The organism is Paenibacillus sp. FSL R5-0378 (assembly GCF_038009285.1).
Classification (GTDB): domain Bacteria; phylum Bacillota; class Bacilli; order Paenibacillales; family Paenibacillaceae; genus Paenibacillus_AQ; species Paenibacillus_AQ favisporus.
The window spans coordinates 5364389-5382429 of record NZ_JBBPAY010000001.1; the positions used below are offsets into that span (position 1 = coordinate 5364389).

The 18041-nt window shown below is 53.0% G+C and carries 17 protein-coding genes; 3 read left to right on the forward strand and 14 right to left on the reverse strand.

Going from position 1 to position 18041, the window contains the following annotated elements; all coding sequences use genetic code 11:
• Positions 1 to 31: 31 nt before the first annotated feature.
• The 5 genes from MKY74_RS24790 to MKY74_RS24810 form a co-directional block, all read right to left on the reverse strand.
• Positions 32 to 985, reverse strand: a complete 954-nt coding sequence (locus MKY74_RS24790; RefSeq protein ID WP_076171169.1) for an aminoglycoside phosphotransferase family protein — start codon at positions 983 to 985, stop codon at positions 32 to 34.
• Positions 986 to 1029: 44 nt separating this feature from the next.
• Positions 1030 to 1434: a CBS domain-containing protein gene (locus MKY74_RS24795; RefSeq protein WP_076171166.1), complete on the reverse strand. Its 405-nt coding sequence runs from the start codon at positions 1432 to 1434 to the stop codon at positions 1030 to 1032.
• 312 nt (positions 1435 to 1746) lie between these two features.
• A complete protein-coding gene (locus MKY74_RS24800; RefSeq protein ID WP_076171164.1) occupies positions 1747 to 2931 on the reverse strand; it encodes a hypothetical protein in 1185 nt (394 codons plus the stop codon).
• A gap of 239 nt (positions 2932 to 3170) precedes the next feature.
• Positions 3171 to 4325 carry a serine hydrolase domain-containing protein gene (locus tag MKY74_RS24805; RefSeq protein ID WP_076171757.1) on the reverse strand — a complete coding sequence of 385 codons (1155 nt, stop codon included), beginning with the start codon at positions 4323 to 4325 and terminating at the stop codon, positions 3171 to 3173.
• A gap of 151 nt (positions 4326 to 4476) precedes the next feature.
• Positions 4477 to 5295, reverse strand: a complete 819-nt coding sequence (locus tag MKY74_RS24810; RefSeq protein WP_244169285.1) for a helix-turn-helix domain-containing protein — start codon at positions 5293 to 5295, stop codon at positions 4477 to 4479.
• 134 nt (positions 5296 to 5429) lie between these two features.
• On the opposite strand from MKY74_RS24810, the gene MKY74_RS24815 reads away from it, so the two are divergent.
• Positions 5430 to 6239, forward strand: coding sequence for a phytanoyl-CoA dioxygenase family protein (locus tag MKY74_RS24815; RefSeq protein ID WP_076171158.1), 810 nt, complete (start codon positions 5430 to 5432; stop codon positions 6237 to 6239).
• A gap of 174 nt (positions 6240 to 6413) precedes the next feature.
• On the opposite strand, the gene MKY74_RS24820 is transcribed toward MKY74_RS24815, so the two are convergent.
• The 5 genes from MKY74_RS24820 to MKY74_RS24840 form a co-directional block, all read right to left on the reverse strand.
• Entirely contained in the window at positions 6414 to 6908 is a 495-nt protein-coding gene (locus tag MKY74_RS24820; RefSeq protein ID WP_076171156.1) for a GyrI-like domain-containing protein, read from the reverse strand.
• Positions 6909 to 6910: 2 nt separating this feature from the next.
• Complete coding sequence (locus MKY74_RS24825) at positions 6911 to 7690, reverse strand: VOC family protein (RefSeq protein ID WP_076171153.1); 780 nt, start codon at positions 7688 to 7690, stop codon at positions 6911 to 6913.
• A 4-nt stretch (positions 7691 to 7694) separates the two neighbouring features.
• The gene (locus MKY74_RS24830; RefSeq protein WP_076171151.1) at positions 7695 to 8510 is read right to left on the reverse strand and encodes a VOC family protein; all 816 of its coding nucleotides are present in this window, start codon (positions 8508 to 8510) and stop codon (positions 7695 to 7697) included.
• The gene (locus tag MKY74_RS24835) at positions 8497 to 9318 is read right to left on the reverse strand and encodes a VOC family protein (RefSeq protein WP_076171148.1); all 822 of its coding nucleotides are present in this window, start codon (positions 9316 to 9318) and stop codon (positions 8497 to 8499) included. The genes MKY74_RS24830 and MKY74_RS24835 overlap by 14 nt, the downstream gene beginning before the upstream one ends.
• Before the next feature lie 90 nt (positions 9319 to 9408).
• Positions 9409 to 10170 (reverse strand): sigma-70 family RNA polymerase sigma factor, encoded by a 762-nt coding sequence (locus tag MKY74_RS24840; protein ID WP_076171145.1) that lies wholly within the window; start codon positions 10168 to 10170, stop codon positions 9409 to 9411.
• A 274-nt stretch (positions 10171 to 10444) separates the two neighbouring features.
• Between MKY74_RS24840 and hmpA the strand changes: the two genes are divergently transcribed.
• On the forward strand, positions 10445 to 11665 hold the full coding sequence (hmpA, locus tag MKY74_RS24845) for an NO-inducible flavohemoprotein (protein WP_076171143.1): 1221 nt from the start codon (positions 10445 to 10447) through the stop codon (positions 11663 to 11665).
• Between the two features lie 119 nt (positions 11666 to 11784).
• Here hmpA and MKY74_RS24850 read toward each other — a convergent pair whose 3' ends face one another.
• The 3 genes from MKY74_RS24850 to MKY74_RS24860 all read right to left on the reverse strand — a co-directional run bounded on the left by MKY74_RS24850 (position 11785) and on the right by MKY74_RS24860 (position 15885).
• Positions 11785 to 12795 (reverse strand): phytanoyl-CoA dioxygenase family protein, encoded by a 1011-nt coding sequence (locus MKY74_RS24850; protein ID WP_076171140.1) that lies wholly within the window; start codon positions 12793 to 12795, stop codon positions 11785 to 11787.
• A 104-nt stretch (positions 12796 to 12899) separates the two neighbouring features.
• On the reverse strand, positions 12900 to 13793 hold the full coding sequence (locus MKY74_RS24855) for an AraC family transcriptional regulator (RefSeq protein ID WP_244169284.1): 894 nt from the start codon (positions 13791 to 13793) through the stop codon (positions 12900 to 12902).
• 211 nt (positions 13794 to 14004) lie between these two features.
• Complete coding sequence (locus MKY74_RS24860) at positions 14005 to 15885, reverse strand: beta-L-arabinofuranosidase domain-containing protein (protein ID WP_076171138.1); 1881 nt, start codon at positions 15883 to 15885, stop codon at positions 14005 to 14007.
• A gap of 198 nt (positions 15886 to 16083) precedes the next feature.
• Between MKY74_RS24860 and MKY74_RS24865 the strand changes: the two genes are divergently transcribed.
• The gene (locus tag MKY74_RS24865; RefSeq protein WP_076171135.1) at positions 16084 to 16938 is read left to right on the forward strand and encodes a helix-turn-helix transcriptional regulator; all 855 of its coding nucleotides are present in this window, start codon (positions 16084 to 16086) and stop codon (positions 16936 to 16938) included.
• A gap of 105 nt (positions 16939 to 17043) precedes the next feature.
• Here MKY74_RS24865 and MKY74_RS24870 read toward each other — a convergent pair whose 3' ends face one another.
• A complete protein-coding gene (locus tag MKY74_RS24870; protein ID WP_076171132.1) occupies positions 17044 to 17868 on the reverse strand; it encodes a sugar phosphate isomerase/epimerase family protein in 825 nt (274 codons plus the stop codon).
• Between the last annotated feature and the right edge of the window lie 173 nt (positions 17869 to 18041).

The window sequence follows — 18041 nt, forward strand, 5'->3', positions numbered from 1 at the left end:
ATCCAAGATGAAAATTTCAGTCATCGTTGGATCATTTTATTTCCAGCAGTTCTTTCTCTAAACTCTGAAGGGTCGATGTTCGTTCTGACGGTGATTGACGGTCAAATAACAGCTGTTCAATAAACTCCCATATATCCTCCAGCTTCCTTCTGATTTGGTAGAACGTCAGTGTCCTGCCATTCAGCGTGAAATCGGGATGAAATTGCCGGTAAATCTGCATAAATTCATTAAAGTAGGATTGGTCAACCACAAACATCAGGTCCGCTTCCACAGGAGCTAGCTTTAGACTTTCCCAGTCAATTAGCATCAGTTGACGGCGGCTTTGAGACTGCATTACATTCCAAGGATGGATATCCGTATGACACAGCGCAAGCGGAAGGTGGCTCTGTTTTAGCACGGCTGATAGTTCATCAGCATTGAAGATCATCCGGTTTAACGCTTCAACGTATGGCCCCAGCAGATCATATACATCGCCTGGAAGACCGGCACCCTTAGTCATCAGGATATTTTTCAAGCTTAATGCAAACGGCAGCTCGAAATTTTCCACGATATTTTCGGACTGAACAGGCAGCTCTTTACCGCAGCTATGCAGCTCGGCTACAATTGCCGCGAGCTGGCAAATTTGTTCCTGTGTTAGCGGTTTGTCCCCAATGGTCTCACCATCAATATAGTCATAGAGGAGATAGATGCCATAATCATCTTCACAACGGTAATGGCCATGGGTCGTCATCATCGGAACAGGTATTTTTCCATGCAGCCCTGTAGTCTGCTCAAGCCAGCTCGTGATGGGTACATATTGATCAATCCGCGCGGTCCATTTGGGCGTGGACGATCTGTCTTTTTCATATACCTTCAAAAAGTAGGAGCGGCGGCTTTCCGGTTCCGTCACCTTATAGGCCAGCGCGGCCCATCCGCCCTTCTGCCGGAGAACCTCCACCTGCTCCAGTCCGTAATACTTGCTCAGGATGGCAGTGAACTTGTTCATAAGATTCATTCACCCGTTGTTCCGGTCTTGATCTGACCGAATGATCAATCACTAATGTTACTCGTGTAATACTCTATAATAACCTTGCGGCGGATAATGCCGATAAAGATCTCGTTTTCATCTACGACGGGAACAAAGTTTTGGTCGGCGGCCAACTCCAGCATATCTTCCAGATGCGCATGGATTGAAACGCATTCATTTTTAATCCGGCGCTTAATCTCATGGACCTTGACGGTATCCAAATTTTGAAAGCTCAGCCCGGGGGTATTCTTCATTTTCCACAATAGATCCCCTTCGGCCAGCGTGCCTGCGTATTTCCCCTCTTCATCGATGACGGGGATCGCCGAATACTGGCTTTGCTCCAGCTTGTCCATAGCCTCCTGCATTGTGGAAGAAGAATGAATGTAAGCCACTTTGTCTTTGGGGAACAGAAAATCGGATATTTCCATCGAACAAAAGCTCCCTTCTCATTCAATTTGCGCCGCTGCTAGTGCGTCTGTAGTGGACAGGAGCGATTTGCCGCTCGCTCTGTGCCTTTGTTGTAAGTGTAGCATACTCGAAAAAAAGAAAAAACTTTCGATCCTGCGCAAGACAAATGAAGCCGCGGTCCGCGGACATTCGAAATGGGAAGTGAGCAACTCTAATAAGCAGACAGAGTCCGCATAAGCAAAAAGCCCATTCGGCGTCGATAACTCCATGGAATGGGCACTTTGTTTTGATCATTTTTTTGCGTATACATCGTCAAACTTCAGCGGATTTCACTAGTTCTGAAGGGCGGCGGCACCAAGCTTTATTAGTTTGTAAGCTCCGTCCGCAGTGCCAATAAGCAGCGTCTGCCCATTCTGTAAAGTCTGTACGAGTTCACCGGCATTGTAGCTGGCACGGTTAATCACTTTCGTCCAAGTCGCATTCCCGTCAGGACCGATTCCCCAAATCCCTTGTCGGGATACCGTCCCGTGCCAATCCTCATTCACCTTCCCCGTCGCGATAAATCCGCCGTCTGATGCAAGCTGGATATCGTTCACCATGCTGCGGTCAAACGCAGAATCAAGTATCGTTGTCCATTGCAGCGTGCCGCTGCGATCCACCGACAGCGCAAAACCTGTAGTCAAATACCGGATCGGATCGTTCGGGTTCGGATGGTTATAATAGCCGGCGGCCACGATACTGCCGTCATGTCCTTCGGCGAGCGACAAAACTTCAACGTTCTGGGAATCGTCTGCCACCGCGGTCGATTGCTTCCACTTCACTTGACCCGATGGAGCGAATTTGGCCAGCACCACATGCCCCTTCTCCCCATCCCGGTACTCACTGCCGGATACGAGAAACCCTCCATCCGACGTGTGCTGCACGGAATGAATCCGTTCGAAGGCAACGTCTACCAGATCTCCTTCATGCAAGGCTTTTCCCGCTTCGGAAAATACGATCCAATGCAGCATATGGCTATTGGAGGTGCTTCCAGGTGTATCCACTGCAGCCGCATACTTTCCGTTTTTCAGTTGATCCACCGAAACGATATAACTGTCCGCCTTCTCCAGGGTATAAGCCCACTCCTTTTGCCCTTTTTCTCCTACCTTTAATATCTGTGATCCACCTCCAGCGATATACCCCTGATCCTGGGTGTGATGAAACTCCGCGATATATTCAAGCTCATGTTTGGGAAAGCTGATTTCCTTCTTGATTTGACCATAGGCGCCGATCGAATGGACGACAACCTGTTCTCCTTCAATTCCGGCATAGAAAATCGCATTCGTCCCGTGTTCAAAAACCTCACCAGCATGAACATTCAAGTCTGAGTAAGAAAGCATCTCCGGTGGGTTCTGGGCGGACGGCTCCGCAAATACATGGCTGCCGGCGATTATGCCCCATAGGCCAACAGCTGCACCTAACAGCCATTTGCGGACATTCGATGGTTTACTGGACCGTTTAGTGATCGTCATCATCATTTCATCAGCTCCTTGTCAGAATTGGGACCCGTTTCCATTATGGGCGGTGATTCGCTCTCCAACAAGCGGCAAAAGGGCTGGATCGCCCCCCTGCCAAACTGACCAATACACAAGTACATTTTGACTAATATAAGGTACCTACTATGCCATCTCCCGGAAATAGAAACGGCTTACGTCCAGTGGATGACGTAAGCCGCAGTAAAAATATTAAAAAGACCGAAAACGTATCTCTAGGTTGTTTAATCCAACGCGCTGTAAACGACGTTGCGGATCCGGTTCGCAATATAAGGCTCGCGGCTCGGCAGCATCTGCTGCATATACACGAGGGTCAAGTCTTCCTGCGGGTCAATCATAACCCAGGAACCGGCCATGCCGGCCCAGCCGCATTCCCCGATCGAGCTGCCTGTGCCGCCCGCTGCCGGATCGATCATCACCCGAACGCCAAGTCCGTAACCATATCCGTTTAAATGCCCCCAATTGTAATCATTCATCTGTTGTGGGGTTAAATGATTTGTCGCCATCAATTGAACGGTCTTTGGACTCAGCAGCCGGTAGCCGTCCAGTTCCCCGCCACGAACGAGAGCCTGTGCGAAACGGGCGTAATCACCGATCGTCGACAACAGCCCTCCCCCGCCGCTCTCGAACCGGCATTCCGGTTGATACGGGGTTTCGAGCGAGTTGTTGGGCGTTAGCGTTCCGTCTTCCGCAAGATTGTACATCACGGCAAGACGATCCCGCTTGCCTTCACTAATCCGGAAAGAGGTGTCTTTCATACCCAGCGGGTCGAATATTTCCCGCTTCAAGTATTGTTCGAACGTCTGTCCGGACAGCACTTCAATCAGCGCCCCGAGCACATCGTGGCTCAGGCCGTACTGCCAGCGTGTTCCGGGATCGAAGGCGAGCGGAACTTCCGCCAGCGCGCGGGTGAAAGCACGCACGTCCATCGACGTCGGCGCTTTTTGATAAATCGGCCCCGTTAACCGCTCCGTTTCCGATCCGCTGCCGCCATAGGTGAGACCGGACGTCATCGTAAAGAGATCCCTGATGCGAATCGGACCCGCTGCTGGGCCGGCCACCATGTTACCGCTTTCATCTTGACGAAATACCGACGGGTTCTTGAACTCGGGCAAATATTCCTCCAGCGGATCATCAAGCAGGTACAATCCACGTTCATACAGTTGGAGAGCTGCTGTGCATGTGATGACTTTCGTCATGGAATATATGCGATAGATGGTGTCCGATTGGATAAGCTGCTTCGTTTCCAAATTCGCATATCCGAATTTCTCATCATAGACCGTTTCACCTCTGCGCATCACCAAACAGGCGCAACCGGCAGGTCCTCCCTGTTCCATATACCTTTTGAACAGCGGGGTCAAACGTTCGAAACTGCTCATAGCCATTTCCCCTTTCACAAAATGTAGCGCTCCGCAGTGTGTCATCATGCCGCCTCCCGCATTGCTGGGTCAAGAACGCCGACTTGCGGCCGCCTATCTCGTTCATATATACCACTCTTTTACTACCCGATTCAACCATCGGTCTTCAACGTTAAAAGCCCTTGTCCATCGTAGGGGACGGATTGCGGTACTCACGGGGCGTAACTCCGTAATATTTGCGAAATTGGTCGGCAAAGTGGTTGTAGTTACCGAAACCGACCTCTATGGCGGCTTCTACCGCCAGCCTCCCGGAATGCTTCATCAGCAAAGCTGCTTGACGGATGCGCATTTGATTGACATGCTGCACAATGGTGCGGCCCGTCTCTGCCTTAAACAAATGGGCCAGGCGTGAAGGGGACAGCCCCACCTCCCGGGCCAACAAATCAACCCTGATCTCCTCCTTCATCCGGCTGGAGAGGATGCCCAGCGTCTGTTCGATTCTGGGATCAAACCGTTTCTTCGTCCGCTGCGCAAGCAGAAGCAGTACTTCACGAATCGTGTTCTCGCACAAGGGCTTCCACAAAACGGATCTGTCGCGCGAATCCTGAAGGACGTTGCGAAACGCCCGCTCGATCCGGTCTTTAATGCGTTCTTCGGACAGCGTTTCAATCAGGATGTCATCTTCGGGCAGATAAGCGTTTTCCGGGAGTCCGGGATAATGGATCCATAAAAAATTCCACCATGATCCGCGGACCGTCCCGTATTCATGCGGCACGCCTGACCGGAGCAGGCCGAGCTGCCCGGCTCCGCACCTCTTCTTTCCGCCGGGTGTCAGGAAGTAACCCTCGCCGCTAAGCGTATAGACCAGCAGCCAGTCCCGCATCCCGTCTGGCCGGTGAAGTCTGTAGGTGTCATCTTTTTCAAAATGGTCACCGAATATTGCTGCGCCAGTACCTTCAAGGACGTCTGGTTGACGAATAAACCCTGACACATTCGCACCTCCCCTCATTTCGGATGATAGCAGGATTCCGTGACTTAATAGCAGATTTCAGCCTTCTCCTTAACATAGAGTTACCGTATGCTATTGTCAATCAGTATCCATTACGAATCAGGGAGGGACACCCCATGCAGACGAATCCGCAAGTTTTGACGGAAGAACAGCTGCGAATGTTTGAAACGGAAGGGTATTTAATTGTAAAGGGGCTTTTTCAGCCGGAAGAATTGAGAGACATTGACGCTACCTTCGAAGAGATCGGCAACACCGTCGTACCCGGACACTTCGAGCCGGTGCTCGATCAGGAAGCTGGCGATCCGCTGAAGCGATATCCTCGCGTCATGCATCCCCACCGGTTCAACGCTACCGCAAAAAAGTATATGCTGCATAAACCCGTGATGGATGTGCTCGCCGATTTGTACGGCGAGGAGGCATTGGCGGCACAAAGCATGTTTTATTACAAACCGCCGGGCTCACGCGGGCAAGCGCTGCATCAGGACAACTTCTACTTGCAGGTCGAACCGGGTAACTGCATTGCGGCCTGGACCGCCATCGACCCGGCGGATGAAGAAAACGGCGGAATGCTCATCGTTCCCAAAACGAGCGATTATGCGCTGGTATGCCCGGAGGAAGCAGACTCCAGCGAATCGTTTACGACTCATCTGGTCAAGCCGCCAAAAGACAGGAAAGCCGTTCCCGCCATCATGGACCGGGGAGACGTTCTGTTCTTCAACGGTAATCTGATCCACGGGTCTTACCGCAACAAATCGCAGAATCGTTTCCGGCGTGCTTTTATTTGCCATTATGCCAACGCTTCCGCTACCCAGATCAGTTCATTTTATCGGCCGTTGTTCCGCAGGGACGGAAGCGAGGTCGATCTCGATGTCAATCCGGACGGCGGTCCTTGCGGCATCGAATTCGGCACCGCTTACCCGCACTAATGAATCAATGAATTCTTCATGTGGCAAACAAGCGTGCAGGATGAATTACGAGATTAGCAGCCGTTCTGGCCACGCTGACAGGGGCGGTATTCACAGCGGATCCCCCCAAGCAAACGCTTGGAGGGTCTGCCCCTTCAGTTCCGCGAAATCACGATACGATCGGTATGAGTATATCTATAATTCCGTTTCGTCCTTGATCGGCGCATAAATATCATAATCAAAGTAGTCGATGTCATCGGCAGGAATCTCAAAGGGATTTACCGGTTGAAGCCGGTTCATTTCATAGCCAAATGAGCCATCACGTACATCCCTTTCATAAGGCCCTTGCTCAAACCAGCCGAACAACGCGCCGTACGCTTCTTCCATATGAGTTCGATTCCCACGGACGGTGAGCTTGGCATAGCGTTTCGCCGGAATGGTGATTTGCTGAAGTTCTGAAGGCAGTCCTTCGAAATGGTCCACCACCATGCCGACCCATAACGTGGTCACTTCCGTTGACCACTGCCACTCCGGAATAAATACGTATCCATGCTCCCGATCCGCAACCCCAGGGTGATGTTTAAGCCTTGCAGACACTTGGGCCCAGGCATCCCGCACAAGGCGTCCGTCTCTCGGAATTTGCAGCACGGCCGCCTTCAATTCCGGCCTTTCCACGATTTCTATGTTCATGACTACACCCCCGTATGCTCCTGGCAAATCATGATCGTGTTGCCGTCCTCATCCCTGATATTGAAGAAGGATACTTGCGGAAGCCGCTGGATGCCGTATACGATGTCGAAACCGATCTCCTGCGCTTCCTTTGCGGCTTGATCGATGTCATATGTACTCAGTTTAAAAAGAACCGGCCCCTTCTCGGCTATAGGAACATCCTCCATACCGTTGGAATCCAGCATGAGCTCTGAACCGTTGTCAAGACGAAACACATGAAGATGGCGATATCGGTCCTGTTTCCGCACCTCAAGCCCCAACAGCTGTGAATAGCGTTCCACCGCGCGGTTAAGGTCCCTCACACATAAAAAAACAGATTGGATATGAGGATCGATGCTGCAGTGGGCACGGCTTCCGTCCACGCCGCCGAACGCCAGATGATATCCGTCCGGATCTTCGACCACAAACTCCTTCCATGGGCCGCCATCCGCAAAAATCGTCGGCTCCATGGCGAAGACGGCCCCTTTGGACTTGAACTCCTCATACAGACTGTCCAGCGCTGCCCAGGTGTCAACGTAAGCCGAGACGTCGATTCCGAGTTCGGAGCCGGGTTCCGGAGGATTGGGATAAATCCGGGCAGGATCCGGTGATTGATGAAGCTTGAGCGCAAGCCCGGATAATCCGTCACGCTGGGCCCACCAATCTGTCACGTCAAAGCCGAGCACGTCACGGTAATAGGCTCTGGATCGGGCCACATCCGAAACGGATAACACGGTTAGCGAACTGCTGATTTGTTTTGGCATGCCGTCATTGTCCTTCCTCGTTCATTTGTGCAATGACGATCCGGTTCCCATCCGGGTCCAGAAGGGCGAACTCGCTCAGGTCAGGAAAGATTTGCGGTTCACCGGCCAACTCAAAGCCGTTAGACTTTACAAATTGGAGTGCCCCGTCAAAATCCTCTGTTTCGAAATAAAACAGCTCCGAAAACGACTCCCCGTTCAGATGACGGTTATGGTCAAGCAGAAGCGCGGCACCGGATGCCGTCGGAACGGAATAAATCCGCTGCTCGGCGGCCGCTTCATCATATTCCACACCAAGCAGTCCCGAGTACCACCGGGCAGCCGCAGGCATATGCTTCACGTCAACAAATACGCCGCCGATTCTCGGCAAAATCGGACTTCGGCTTAATCCTGCCAATGATGAGTCTTCCTCGCGGTTCTCGGCCCAGCATGCCATCTGTACGTTCCCCTCCGGATCGCGGAAGTTAAAGTATGCCATCGGCCCGTGTCTTTCCGGTTCAGAGAGAGGCGTGCCTTGTTTCCGAATAAAAAGGTATGCCGCGTCAATATCCTTGGCAGGCAACATCATGCGCGGCATCATGTCTTCCCTCCAATCCGGATTTTGCCTGTTCCCCGAATTGGAATCCAGGATGAGATGCGTACCTTGAAAATCAAACCAATACACCGGTCCGCCGTTTAACCGTTCTTCCTTGATCGGAAGACCCAGCAGGCGGCTGTACCACTCGGCAGATTGCCGAAGATTCGTGACATGCACAAACACGCTCGCAATCCGGTTCTCGAACGGGATCGCGGTAGTGCGATTCATTTCTTCATGTTGAGACAATTTGAATCAGCTCCTTTTCCGATATACGGATGATTAAACCTTCCGGAGAACAAATGTGAAACCTGTTGACTCCATCCTGTTCCCGGCATGATCCGGCCGGGACGCCTAATTGGGACAGCTGCCGGTAAGCATCGTGAATGCTGGGCGTTTGCAGCGAATAATAAGCCTGGCCGTTCAGCCTCAGCAAGGCATGACGGTGCAGCTCTTCGTCCATAACAATCATTGTGACAATCGTTTCTCCCCTGCCGATTTTGAGATCCGCCCCCTGCCCCCAATGGTTTACCAGCTCAAAACCAAGCATATCCACGTACCATCGGATCGAGGACTCCAAATCTATAACGGGAAGAAAAACGGCGAGAATCCGGTGAAACATCGGGGGAACCGGTCCGGGAGCCGGTGTGTAGAAGAGCGAATTGCTTTTTTCATGGCAGATCCCGGTCACGTTTCCGTATGGGTCGATCATCTCGCAAACGTTCATGTGATCCGTCTGCATCGTTGACGTGACCGAAATGTTCCTGGAACGAAGCCAGCCGCTGTGCAAATCGTCCCAATGACAATAGAAGTTGAAGCATGGAATGTGGCCAGAGGCGTCCAGGTGGATAAGCGGCTGATAACGCTGGTTTCCGGAATGTTCCGTCAGCGTAAGCAATGTTTCACCATCTTGTATCCGCAAGTCGATCTCCTTACTGCCTCTGCGCCCGATCCTGAATTCAAACTCGTTGATGTACCATTCCGCGGCCGCCTTGGCATCAGGGACCGGCAGAAAGACTCTGTCGATGCATACAAATGAAGCGCCGCCTGATGGCATGAATCTCTACCTCCTCTCTAGCTTAAATGCCCTCACATGTAAATAACGATGAAGCTGCCTGCAACCATACACAATCGCCTAAGATGATGATTAAAATGTTTCGCTCACCATAAAAACATTGCCGTCCGGATCCTGAAAAGTAAAATAAAATCGACCATCTCGGGTCCGGATGTCCGCAATGCGGCAGCCGTTCTCGTACACCCGGAGATAAGCTTCATAAATCATGTGGGGATCATGGCGGATAAAAGCAGCGGCAACCGCTTCCAGAAGCTTGGCTGCCGACTTGGGATCGCCCGGCCGGCTCTGCGGCGAGCGTGCATCGCTCCAAATCCCTTCCGGCGTATGGAGCGCCAGCAGGCGCAGCCGTTTGCGCGCCCGGGAAAGGGCGACCTGAACGGCCCCCTCCGCCATGTTGATGCAGTTTCCCGCTTCCTTGGCGGTAAGCCCGAATACGTCGCACAGAAGAACCATGACGAATGCCTTCGGCTTCAGCTGGTACATCAGCTCTTCCAGCAGATCGCGCGTGATCAGGTTGTCCGCGAAGGGTTCCGGTTCACTTCCGTAAGCCGATTCAAATTGTTCGACCGACATGGTGACGAGCCTCCGGCTGGACCTGCAGCGGTCGATCCAAAGATTGCGGGCCGTGCGAAACATATACGGCTTGCTCAGGGTCATCTCTGGCATTTGTATACACCGGTTCATCAATCTGACCATGGTATCCTGAACCAGGTCCTCGGCCTCCCATTCCCGATGGGTCAGCGATCGGCAGTACTGCAGCAGCTGGGGTCTCACTTCGGCCAATAATCCGGCAAATTCCCCCGGAAAGGAAGAATTAAGGGCTGTTTCCGTCATATAACTCACCTCGCTCCCCTGTCCCAACGCCGCATATGACCTGCCTATTTGGGATTGTTAATAAAAAAACAACACGCAAACAAACGTTCCTATCCAAGTTATTCTACCTTTGTTTTGCTTTTTCCTCTTTTTCTCAAAAAAATATTCTGATCTCGCCCCCTCCCTGTACCGCCTTTCATACAGCCCCCATCGTTTGGAAAAATTTTGATTAATGCAAAATGAAATCGGTCAAGCTAATGGTTGGCAATGAAATATGGATGGAGGCTCAACAGACATGCTTGACTCTAAAACGATCGAGATCGTTCAATCGACTGCTCCTGTTCTTAAGCAGCACAGCGAGCAAATCGGAAAAAAGTTTTACGAATTGTTGTTTGCCAAGGCTCCGGATCTTTACAACCTTTTTAACCAGACCAACCAGAAGCGCGGGCTGCAGCAGGAGGCATTGGGTTATGCGGTATACGCCGCGGGTGAACATATTACGAATCTGGATGCCATCATGCCGGTCATTACCAGGGTCACCCAAAAGCACCGGGCTATCGGCGTAAAACCGGAGCAATACCCGTTGGTCGGAGAGACGCTTCTCGAGGCAGTCAAGGAGGTGCTCGGAAGTGCAGCTACCGATGAAATTATCGGTGCGTGGGGTAAGGCATACGAATATATTGCCGAGGCCTTTATTCAAATCGAACAGGACCTTTATAAAGAATCAAAAGAACAAGCCGGAGGATGGGAAGGTTTCCGCAGCTTTACGGTTACCCGGAAAGTAGCGGAAAGCGACGATGTGACCTCCTTCTACCTAGAGCCTTCGGACAAACAGGCTCTTGCTGGCTTTGAACCCGGCCAATATCTAACGATCAAAGCGCAAGTTCCGGGCGAAAAGTATACGCACATTCGCCATTACAGCCTTTCGGACGCCCCGGGCAAAAGCTATTACCGGATCAGCGTGAAGCGGGAGCGTTCGAACGAGGGGAAGCCGGCCGGGATCGTATCCAACGATCTGCATGACCGCATTCAAGAAGGGGATTCTCTCCTCTTTTCTGCGCCGGCAGGTGATTTCACCTTGGACCATACCGACGACCATCTAGTCCTCATCGGCGGAGGAATCGGAGTTACTCCCTTGATGAGCATGATCAATACCGTTGCCGATCAATCTCCAGGCCGCGAAGTAACCTTTGTGCAAGCGGCCGCGAACGGGAACAACCATCCGTTCAAGGAGCATCTTGCCAGGCTGGCCAACAGCCACCCGAACCTGCGCTGCTTCACGGCGTATTCTTCTCCAACCGAGAAAGACCTGGGCTCAGAAAGCTTTTCACACAAGGGATATGTTGATGCAGCGTGGCTGCGCTCCATTCTTCCGTCCGGGCCGGCGCTGTATTATTTCTGCGGATCCGTCTCCTTCATGAAAGCGATCAATCAAGCATTGAAAGAGCTGGAAATCCCTAAGGAGCGCATTCATTATGAAGCCTTCAGTCCGATCGCCATACTGGATGAGGAATAGCGGGGTTTGGGGCAAACGCCTTCAAAACAAACAAGAGCGCGGCACAGGTGCCGGGCTCTTGTTTATGAAAAATACAGAAGGCTAGATTCATGACTCCAAAAAAGTCCAGGTACCGTGATTCAGTCCTGTTCGCCTTTTTCCTGAACGACCGGCATCATCATGCCGTCGTCCATCCCCATCATCGTCACGCTGGTGGACTCGGAAATCTCATCATGCTGCGTAATATCAACCGGCGTATCGAATAGCGGTTCGGCATATGCCAGATGCGTCCGTCCGCGCGCCAAGATTTGGCGGTAATTCCCGCTGTCACCCTCGTAGCCGTCATGGTCCCATGGAACAAACGAACGGGCATTGCAGTAATGGCACACATACGATCGGCGGTAACGGTCCGTCGTTCGATTCGGGTAGGAGCGGTGAAACAGGTGTGAATGGAAGAACAGCACGTCCCCAGGCTTTAACGGAACCGGAATCGGGTCAGGATAATGGGACACCACCTTCGACAGCGTGTTGACTTCGTCATCCAGGTGACTGACATGCTCAACGGAATGGAGATTGGAAAACGCCTCCCTGGCGTGAACGTTTCCGCCATGATCTCCCGGCGGCGGATAAATCGGCTCATGGTTGGAGCCGGGAACCACCCACAGGCAGCCGTTCTCTTCATCGGCGTCCTCAAGCGCGATCCAGGCTCCGATCAACGTGTCGGGATGGGTTTTGATGTAGTATGCGTCCTGATGCCATCCCTGTCCCCCTTTTCCCGGAGGATTAAAAAAGATCATGGACTGCAGGGCATACACATCCGGACCCGTAAGCGCCTCAAGCACGTCGAGTATTCGGGGATGCAGCATCAGCTGCTCCCCTTCCGGGTAGAGGCGGGAGATCATATGAACCCGCGTTTTTTCGGCGAACTCCGCTTTGAGCGGGTCGGTATCCTCCTCGGAAGCCTGCTTGCGCTTTCCTTCATTCTCGATCCGCAGCCGTTCTGCCCACACGGCGTACTGTTCAATTTCTTTCGGATCCAGCAGCCCCCGGACGATGACGAATCCGTCCCTGTGATACTGCTTATACTCTTCCACCGTTACATAATAACGGTCCTCTCTTAATTTGGCTTTCGGCACATACGTCTGCCCCATGGTTGATCCCCTCCACACGCATTGATTATCTTAAGTGTGAAGGATTTCGTAAGCGTTCTCAATGGAGAGGACACGGAAAACGGTGGACGGATTTGATATCCGCTTTACCGGGAATCACCGTGATCCAGTACGACAAAATGCCGGTTCAAAGGATACGCGGCCTCCTCTTCCTCGATGACGGCCAAATGCCGGAACAACGGATCCGCGAACCGGTCACGAAACTCCAGGGCCGTCATTCCACGGGTTCGCTTGAACATGCGGGAGAAATAATGCTCATCGGTGAATCCGACGTCGTAAGCGATCTGCTTGATGGTCCGCTCTGCCTGAATAAGGAGCTGTTCAGCTCTCCGGAGGCGGCGTTCCAGCAGCGCCTTCTGAGGCGGAATGCCCATCCAGCGGACGAACATCCGGGTGAAATGCTCATGGGTCCAGCCCGAGCTGGCCGCAATTTCTTCAATGGTAATCTGGCGGTGAAGCTGCTGCTCCATATAATCCATGGCCCGCATGATGGGGGCGGGCAGCGAAGCGGCCGACATCGACTCGTCTTCCTCAATCGCCTGCCATTCCTCAAGGACGCCCATCAGCAAAACGGACGCCCTTCGCTGCCAGCCGGCCGGCTTGATATGCGCGATCTTCAGCATCTGCTTAAGCATGGAGGGAATCAGGCTCCCTCCGGCAATGACCGACCAGTCACGGAAATGTTCCCGATCGTGGTACGGCCTGCAGAAGGCTTCCCGAAATGCAGCAAATTCGAAGTGAACGAATAAGTGCCTTGTGGGAAGGCTAGGATCAAACCGGTACCGGTGCGGTTCTCCGGGGCAGGTGAACACGACTCCCGGACGGTCCAGCGCAAACGGCCCCCGGTCGATTTCGTAAACGGATCGGGTTCCTGCCGGGAAGTATACCAATTCGAAATCGTCGATCGTACGCATCCCGAGAACGGATCCCGGCTTCACGGCGATGTCTCCCATAGCATGAATGACGGGTAATGTAAGCAACGATGCACAACCTCCCTAGTCTCTGGCCCTCTCGCTGCCGGATCGGAACCGCTCGTTTTAATAGCATGATACACGATTAAACCGCGCCCTGCAGCCCAAAAAAGAGAGATGACCGCATGCCCTGCGGCATCTCTCTCTTTAGAGCGAACCCGGGACGGATTCCGCACGCCTTGCCGTGCAGGGTGAGAAGCCCTGTCTAGCAGAGCTTATCTTATCGCTCCTTGAACCGCTTCCGGCTGCCGATGAGCGGGAACTCACCGATCCGCAGCCGCGCGCTACCGTAAGGGATCAGCTCAAGCTCCGCCACAGGCTGACCGTTACAGTCGGGATGAATGGGCGGTGTGCCTGCATTGTTGCCTTCCATCTTCCAGTCTTTGACCAGCTGTCCCGATGCTGTGATCCGCACGGGGGCTCCATCCGCGGAGAACGGCTGGCTTGGAATATCCGTCTCGGTTACCTCAAAGCCGGTATCGGCCAACAGGCCGTATTTCCAGGCCGATCCCGGATACAGTTCCCAATCATGGAACATTTCACGCTCCCGCACCATCTGCCATTGCTCCCGGACCGGCAGCACATAGACAAGTGGTCCCCTCTCTACGCTGACCGCATAAAGGTTGCGCGACGTCGTGTTGACGGTCATCGGCAGCGTCAGTTCGATCCCGTCTCCACTCGCCCACTCGCGGTTGATTTTGGCATAGCCGTTCTCAGTCTGAACGTTCACCAGTGTACCGTTGATCTGGATTTCAGGCTGTGTACACCAGGACGGGATCCGCAAGGAAATCGTAAATGTTTCCGGGCGCTCCAAAGTGATTGAAATGGAGACACGGTCCCGGAAGGGATATTCTCCGCTGACAGCCAGCTTGGCCAAGGAACCGTTGCCAACCGGGGTCTCGACAGTACACGGCGCATAGGAAACGGCTGCAAGCCCACCCTCATGGTCCTTCATCCACAAATGCGACGTCAGCTTGGGCCATCCTTGGTGCATATTCGCGGTGCAGCAGCCGAAATGCGGCTCCAGGCCGAAAAGGTTCGCGTCAGGCCCGTTCACCCAGCTGCGGGGAGCGACGTTGCACAAAATCTGGTTCACCTGCTGATCGTACTGATGGGAAGTCCAATCCGGAGAGATTGCCGCCGGCAGCGCATTAAACGCCACTTTCTCAAGAATGTCGCCGAACCTGCCGTCGCCAAATATCCGCGTCAGCTGCTCCATCGAAAACATGTATTCCACCACGGCGCACAGCTCGACACCCTGACTCGGGTGCGTACCAGAGAGCCACTCGTCACCCGAAAACATGCCATGTGCCTGACCGTGGTATGTCATCAGCGAATCGATTCCGCGGTGCACAGCCTCCCTTAAGACGGCATCTCCGGTCAGTTCGTACAAAACACCCGGCGTCTTGATCCCCATCGCCACATTGACCACATGCGTCGTCCAGTCCCACTCCTCTACCTTGCGCCAGAACGGGAAGTCGTAAAAAATATCGGACCAGTCTGTCGTCTGCTTGGCCACGATCTCCGCCACTTCCAGCAGCAAAGGATCCTGCGTCCTTTTATACAGCCATACCAGGCAGAGCAGCATTTCTGCTCCCCGGGTTTTCGCCCAGCCTTGAAGCGGATTCTCTTCAATGGTGCGGCGGACGTAGCCGAAAAATTTCGTCAGAAAGGGAACGATCCTCTCATCTTTCGTCGCTTCTTCATGCTGCATCATGACCTTCAGCATGATCATGTAATGCCACCAATCGTGCTTTTTATCGACCTCACGGTTGACAGTTTCGATCCGTTTCGGACCGAAGTGGCCATCGTCCTGTTGACTCGCGAGCGACCATTCAACCCACCGGTTGGCTTTGGCGATCAACCTTTCATCTTCTAGCAAATAGGCAAGCGGAAGAAGTCCGTCCAAGTAGTACGGTCCGCGTTCCCAGCTTTCTCCGCTGCCTCCGATCCACCCGTTTTCGGGCCCGACATCCGCCCAATGCTCCTCCAAATGCCCGGTAAGACCTTTTGCTTGAATCATCAGTTGCTCCTTAAGCCAACCGGAAGGTTTAACCGCGCCAAGCGGCAGTTGTTCAAAAGCGGTTTTAACGAATTTCATAGCTCGCCACTCCCTTTTCATCTTCGGATTACTTCGGCTAACGCTATGAAATATACCATGTCCCCCGCTATTTACCGATACCGGATATCAACATGTTTTTGTCCGATCACAACCTCATCATGCAGGCAAAACATATGGCTTCGCCATATGCAATCCTTTATGATAGAAGCAATTCGATTCGAAGGAAGGAGGATCGCCATGTTTCAATTCATCGCTCCGCCTCTGCCCCATTACATTACCTGCGGGGAGGACATCTACCCGATTGGCGGAATCCATCCGGACCGCAGCGGCATCGGGGTCTTTGACCTGATCTTCGTGACGAGGGGTTGCCTGTTTCTGGAGGAAGAGCTTACGATGCTCACCGTCTCGGCGGGACATTACGCCATCCTTCGGCCCGACCGGTCGCACCGGACCGCCCGGCCCTGTTTGGAAGAAACGCATTTTTACTGGCTGCATTTTCAAACCTTGGGCAGCTGGAACGAAGTTTCCGAGCAGGATTCCTCTTTACCGGCATTTGAAGGCCATCCCCTCTATCAGATCGAGAAATTCTCAATCTATATTTCCCAGCAAGGAGCTCCGCTTCTCCCAGGTCAAGTGGAAGAGCTCCTCCGCAGGCTGATGCTGCTGCACCCGGAACAAACAGTATCCGCCCGCTGGAAGCAGCAGATCTGCTTTCAGGACCTGCTGTCCATGCTGCAGCAGACGGAAGGGGGAGAAGTACAGAATCCACATCTGAAGGTGGCGGAACTGGCGGGCGAATATCTTCGCCGGCATTACCGGGAGCCCATCAGCTATAAGCGGATGTCGGAAGCCCTGCACTTTCATTCCAACTACATCGCTATATGTATGAAAAAGACGTTCGGCTGTACGCCGCTGGAGTATTTAACGCGGCACAGGATCGAGCAGGCCAAGCAAACTCTAATCCATACCGACGATCCGATCGGACGCGTCGCCGAGCAGACGGGTTTCGGATCCTTTCCTTATTTCGTTAGGAGCTTTGCGAGATATACCGGTCATACCCCGAAGTCTTTCCGGCAGCTCTACCGAAAATAATTTCGGCCAGAGGTACCTGTATCCATGACAAAAGGCTGCCCGCATGCGGTTGAAGCACTGCGGCAGCCTTTTTTGCATTCTTTTACATAGCTTCACTTATGTTTGTCAGGTGGCTTTCACGGATTGGGTTCGTTCAAAGTTTTCACGGTATTGTTCTACCGTCCACTTACATACCTGCCACAAATCCGTCACCGGCTGATTGGTAAAAGGCAGCGTGTGAAGATAACCCGGCGGACCGTATTCCGGCGTAAAGGTCAATTCGGAGGCACCGGCTTGCTGCCTCGCATCGGCGATCCGGTTCCACCAGTCAAAATGCCGAGCGACTTCATGCGCGTACTCGGGTGCCCGCGGATCCGGAACTTGAGGGCCCTGCGCATAACCGACACGCCCATGGATATGTACGGTGCGGGCGATAGCCAGGTCCAGCTCACTCTCGAAATGTTCCAGCGTCGATTCGGTAACGCAGCACCAATGGCTAAAATCGGCCGTCAGTCCAAGTCCAGGGACCGCATTCAGCACCTTCCCCGTATCCCAGGGATTAAATAAAGCTCTGCCCCGGTGGGTTTCATGGCCCACCTTGACGCCAAGCTGCTGCTCAAGCTGAACGGCCCGCCGGAAATAATCGATCTGCTCCTCCAGCGGGACATAGTCCTTTAAGGAATGCGCAGTAACATGGATCGGCCCAAACGACGTTGCCCGTTCCAATTGTGCTTCGAAAGAAGCATAGTGGTCCGGCCCTTCGGTAAAAATCATCGCTACATAATCAAGTTTATGGCTTGCGAGGAGCTCCTTAAACCGCTGTTCGTCGTCAGGTGCCGGCAGGGGCGCCTCAACGCCATCATAACCGGCGGAAGCGATACGCCCCACCTGCTCTTCCAATGTACCCGTTCCCTCCATGCCCCACAACGCCTTGATCAATTTGAGTTTCATCCTTTTCCACCTCTCCCGGTTGATTGGACACCGTTTCCCCCATTGTTTCCGATCCTCCGCCAGTTGTCCATGGATCCAAGGGCATGATTCGTGGATGGATTTGATATGTCTTTTGTTCGATCACATACGGATTCACGCTGGATCGTTCTTACAAAGAAATACGGCCTACGTCG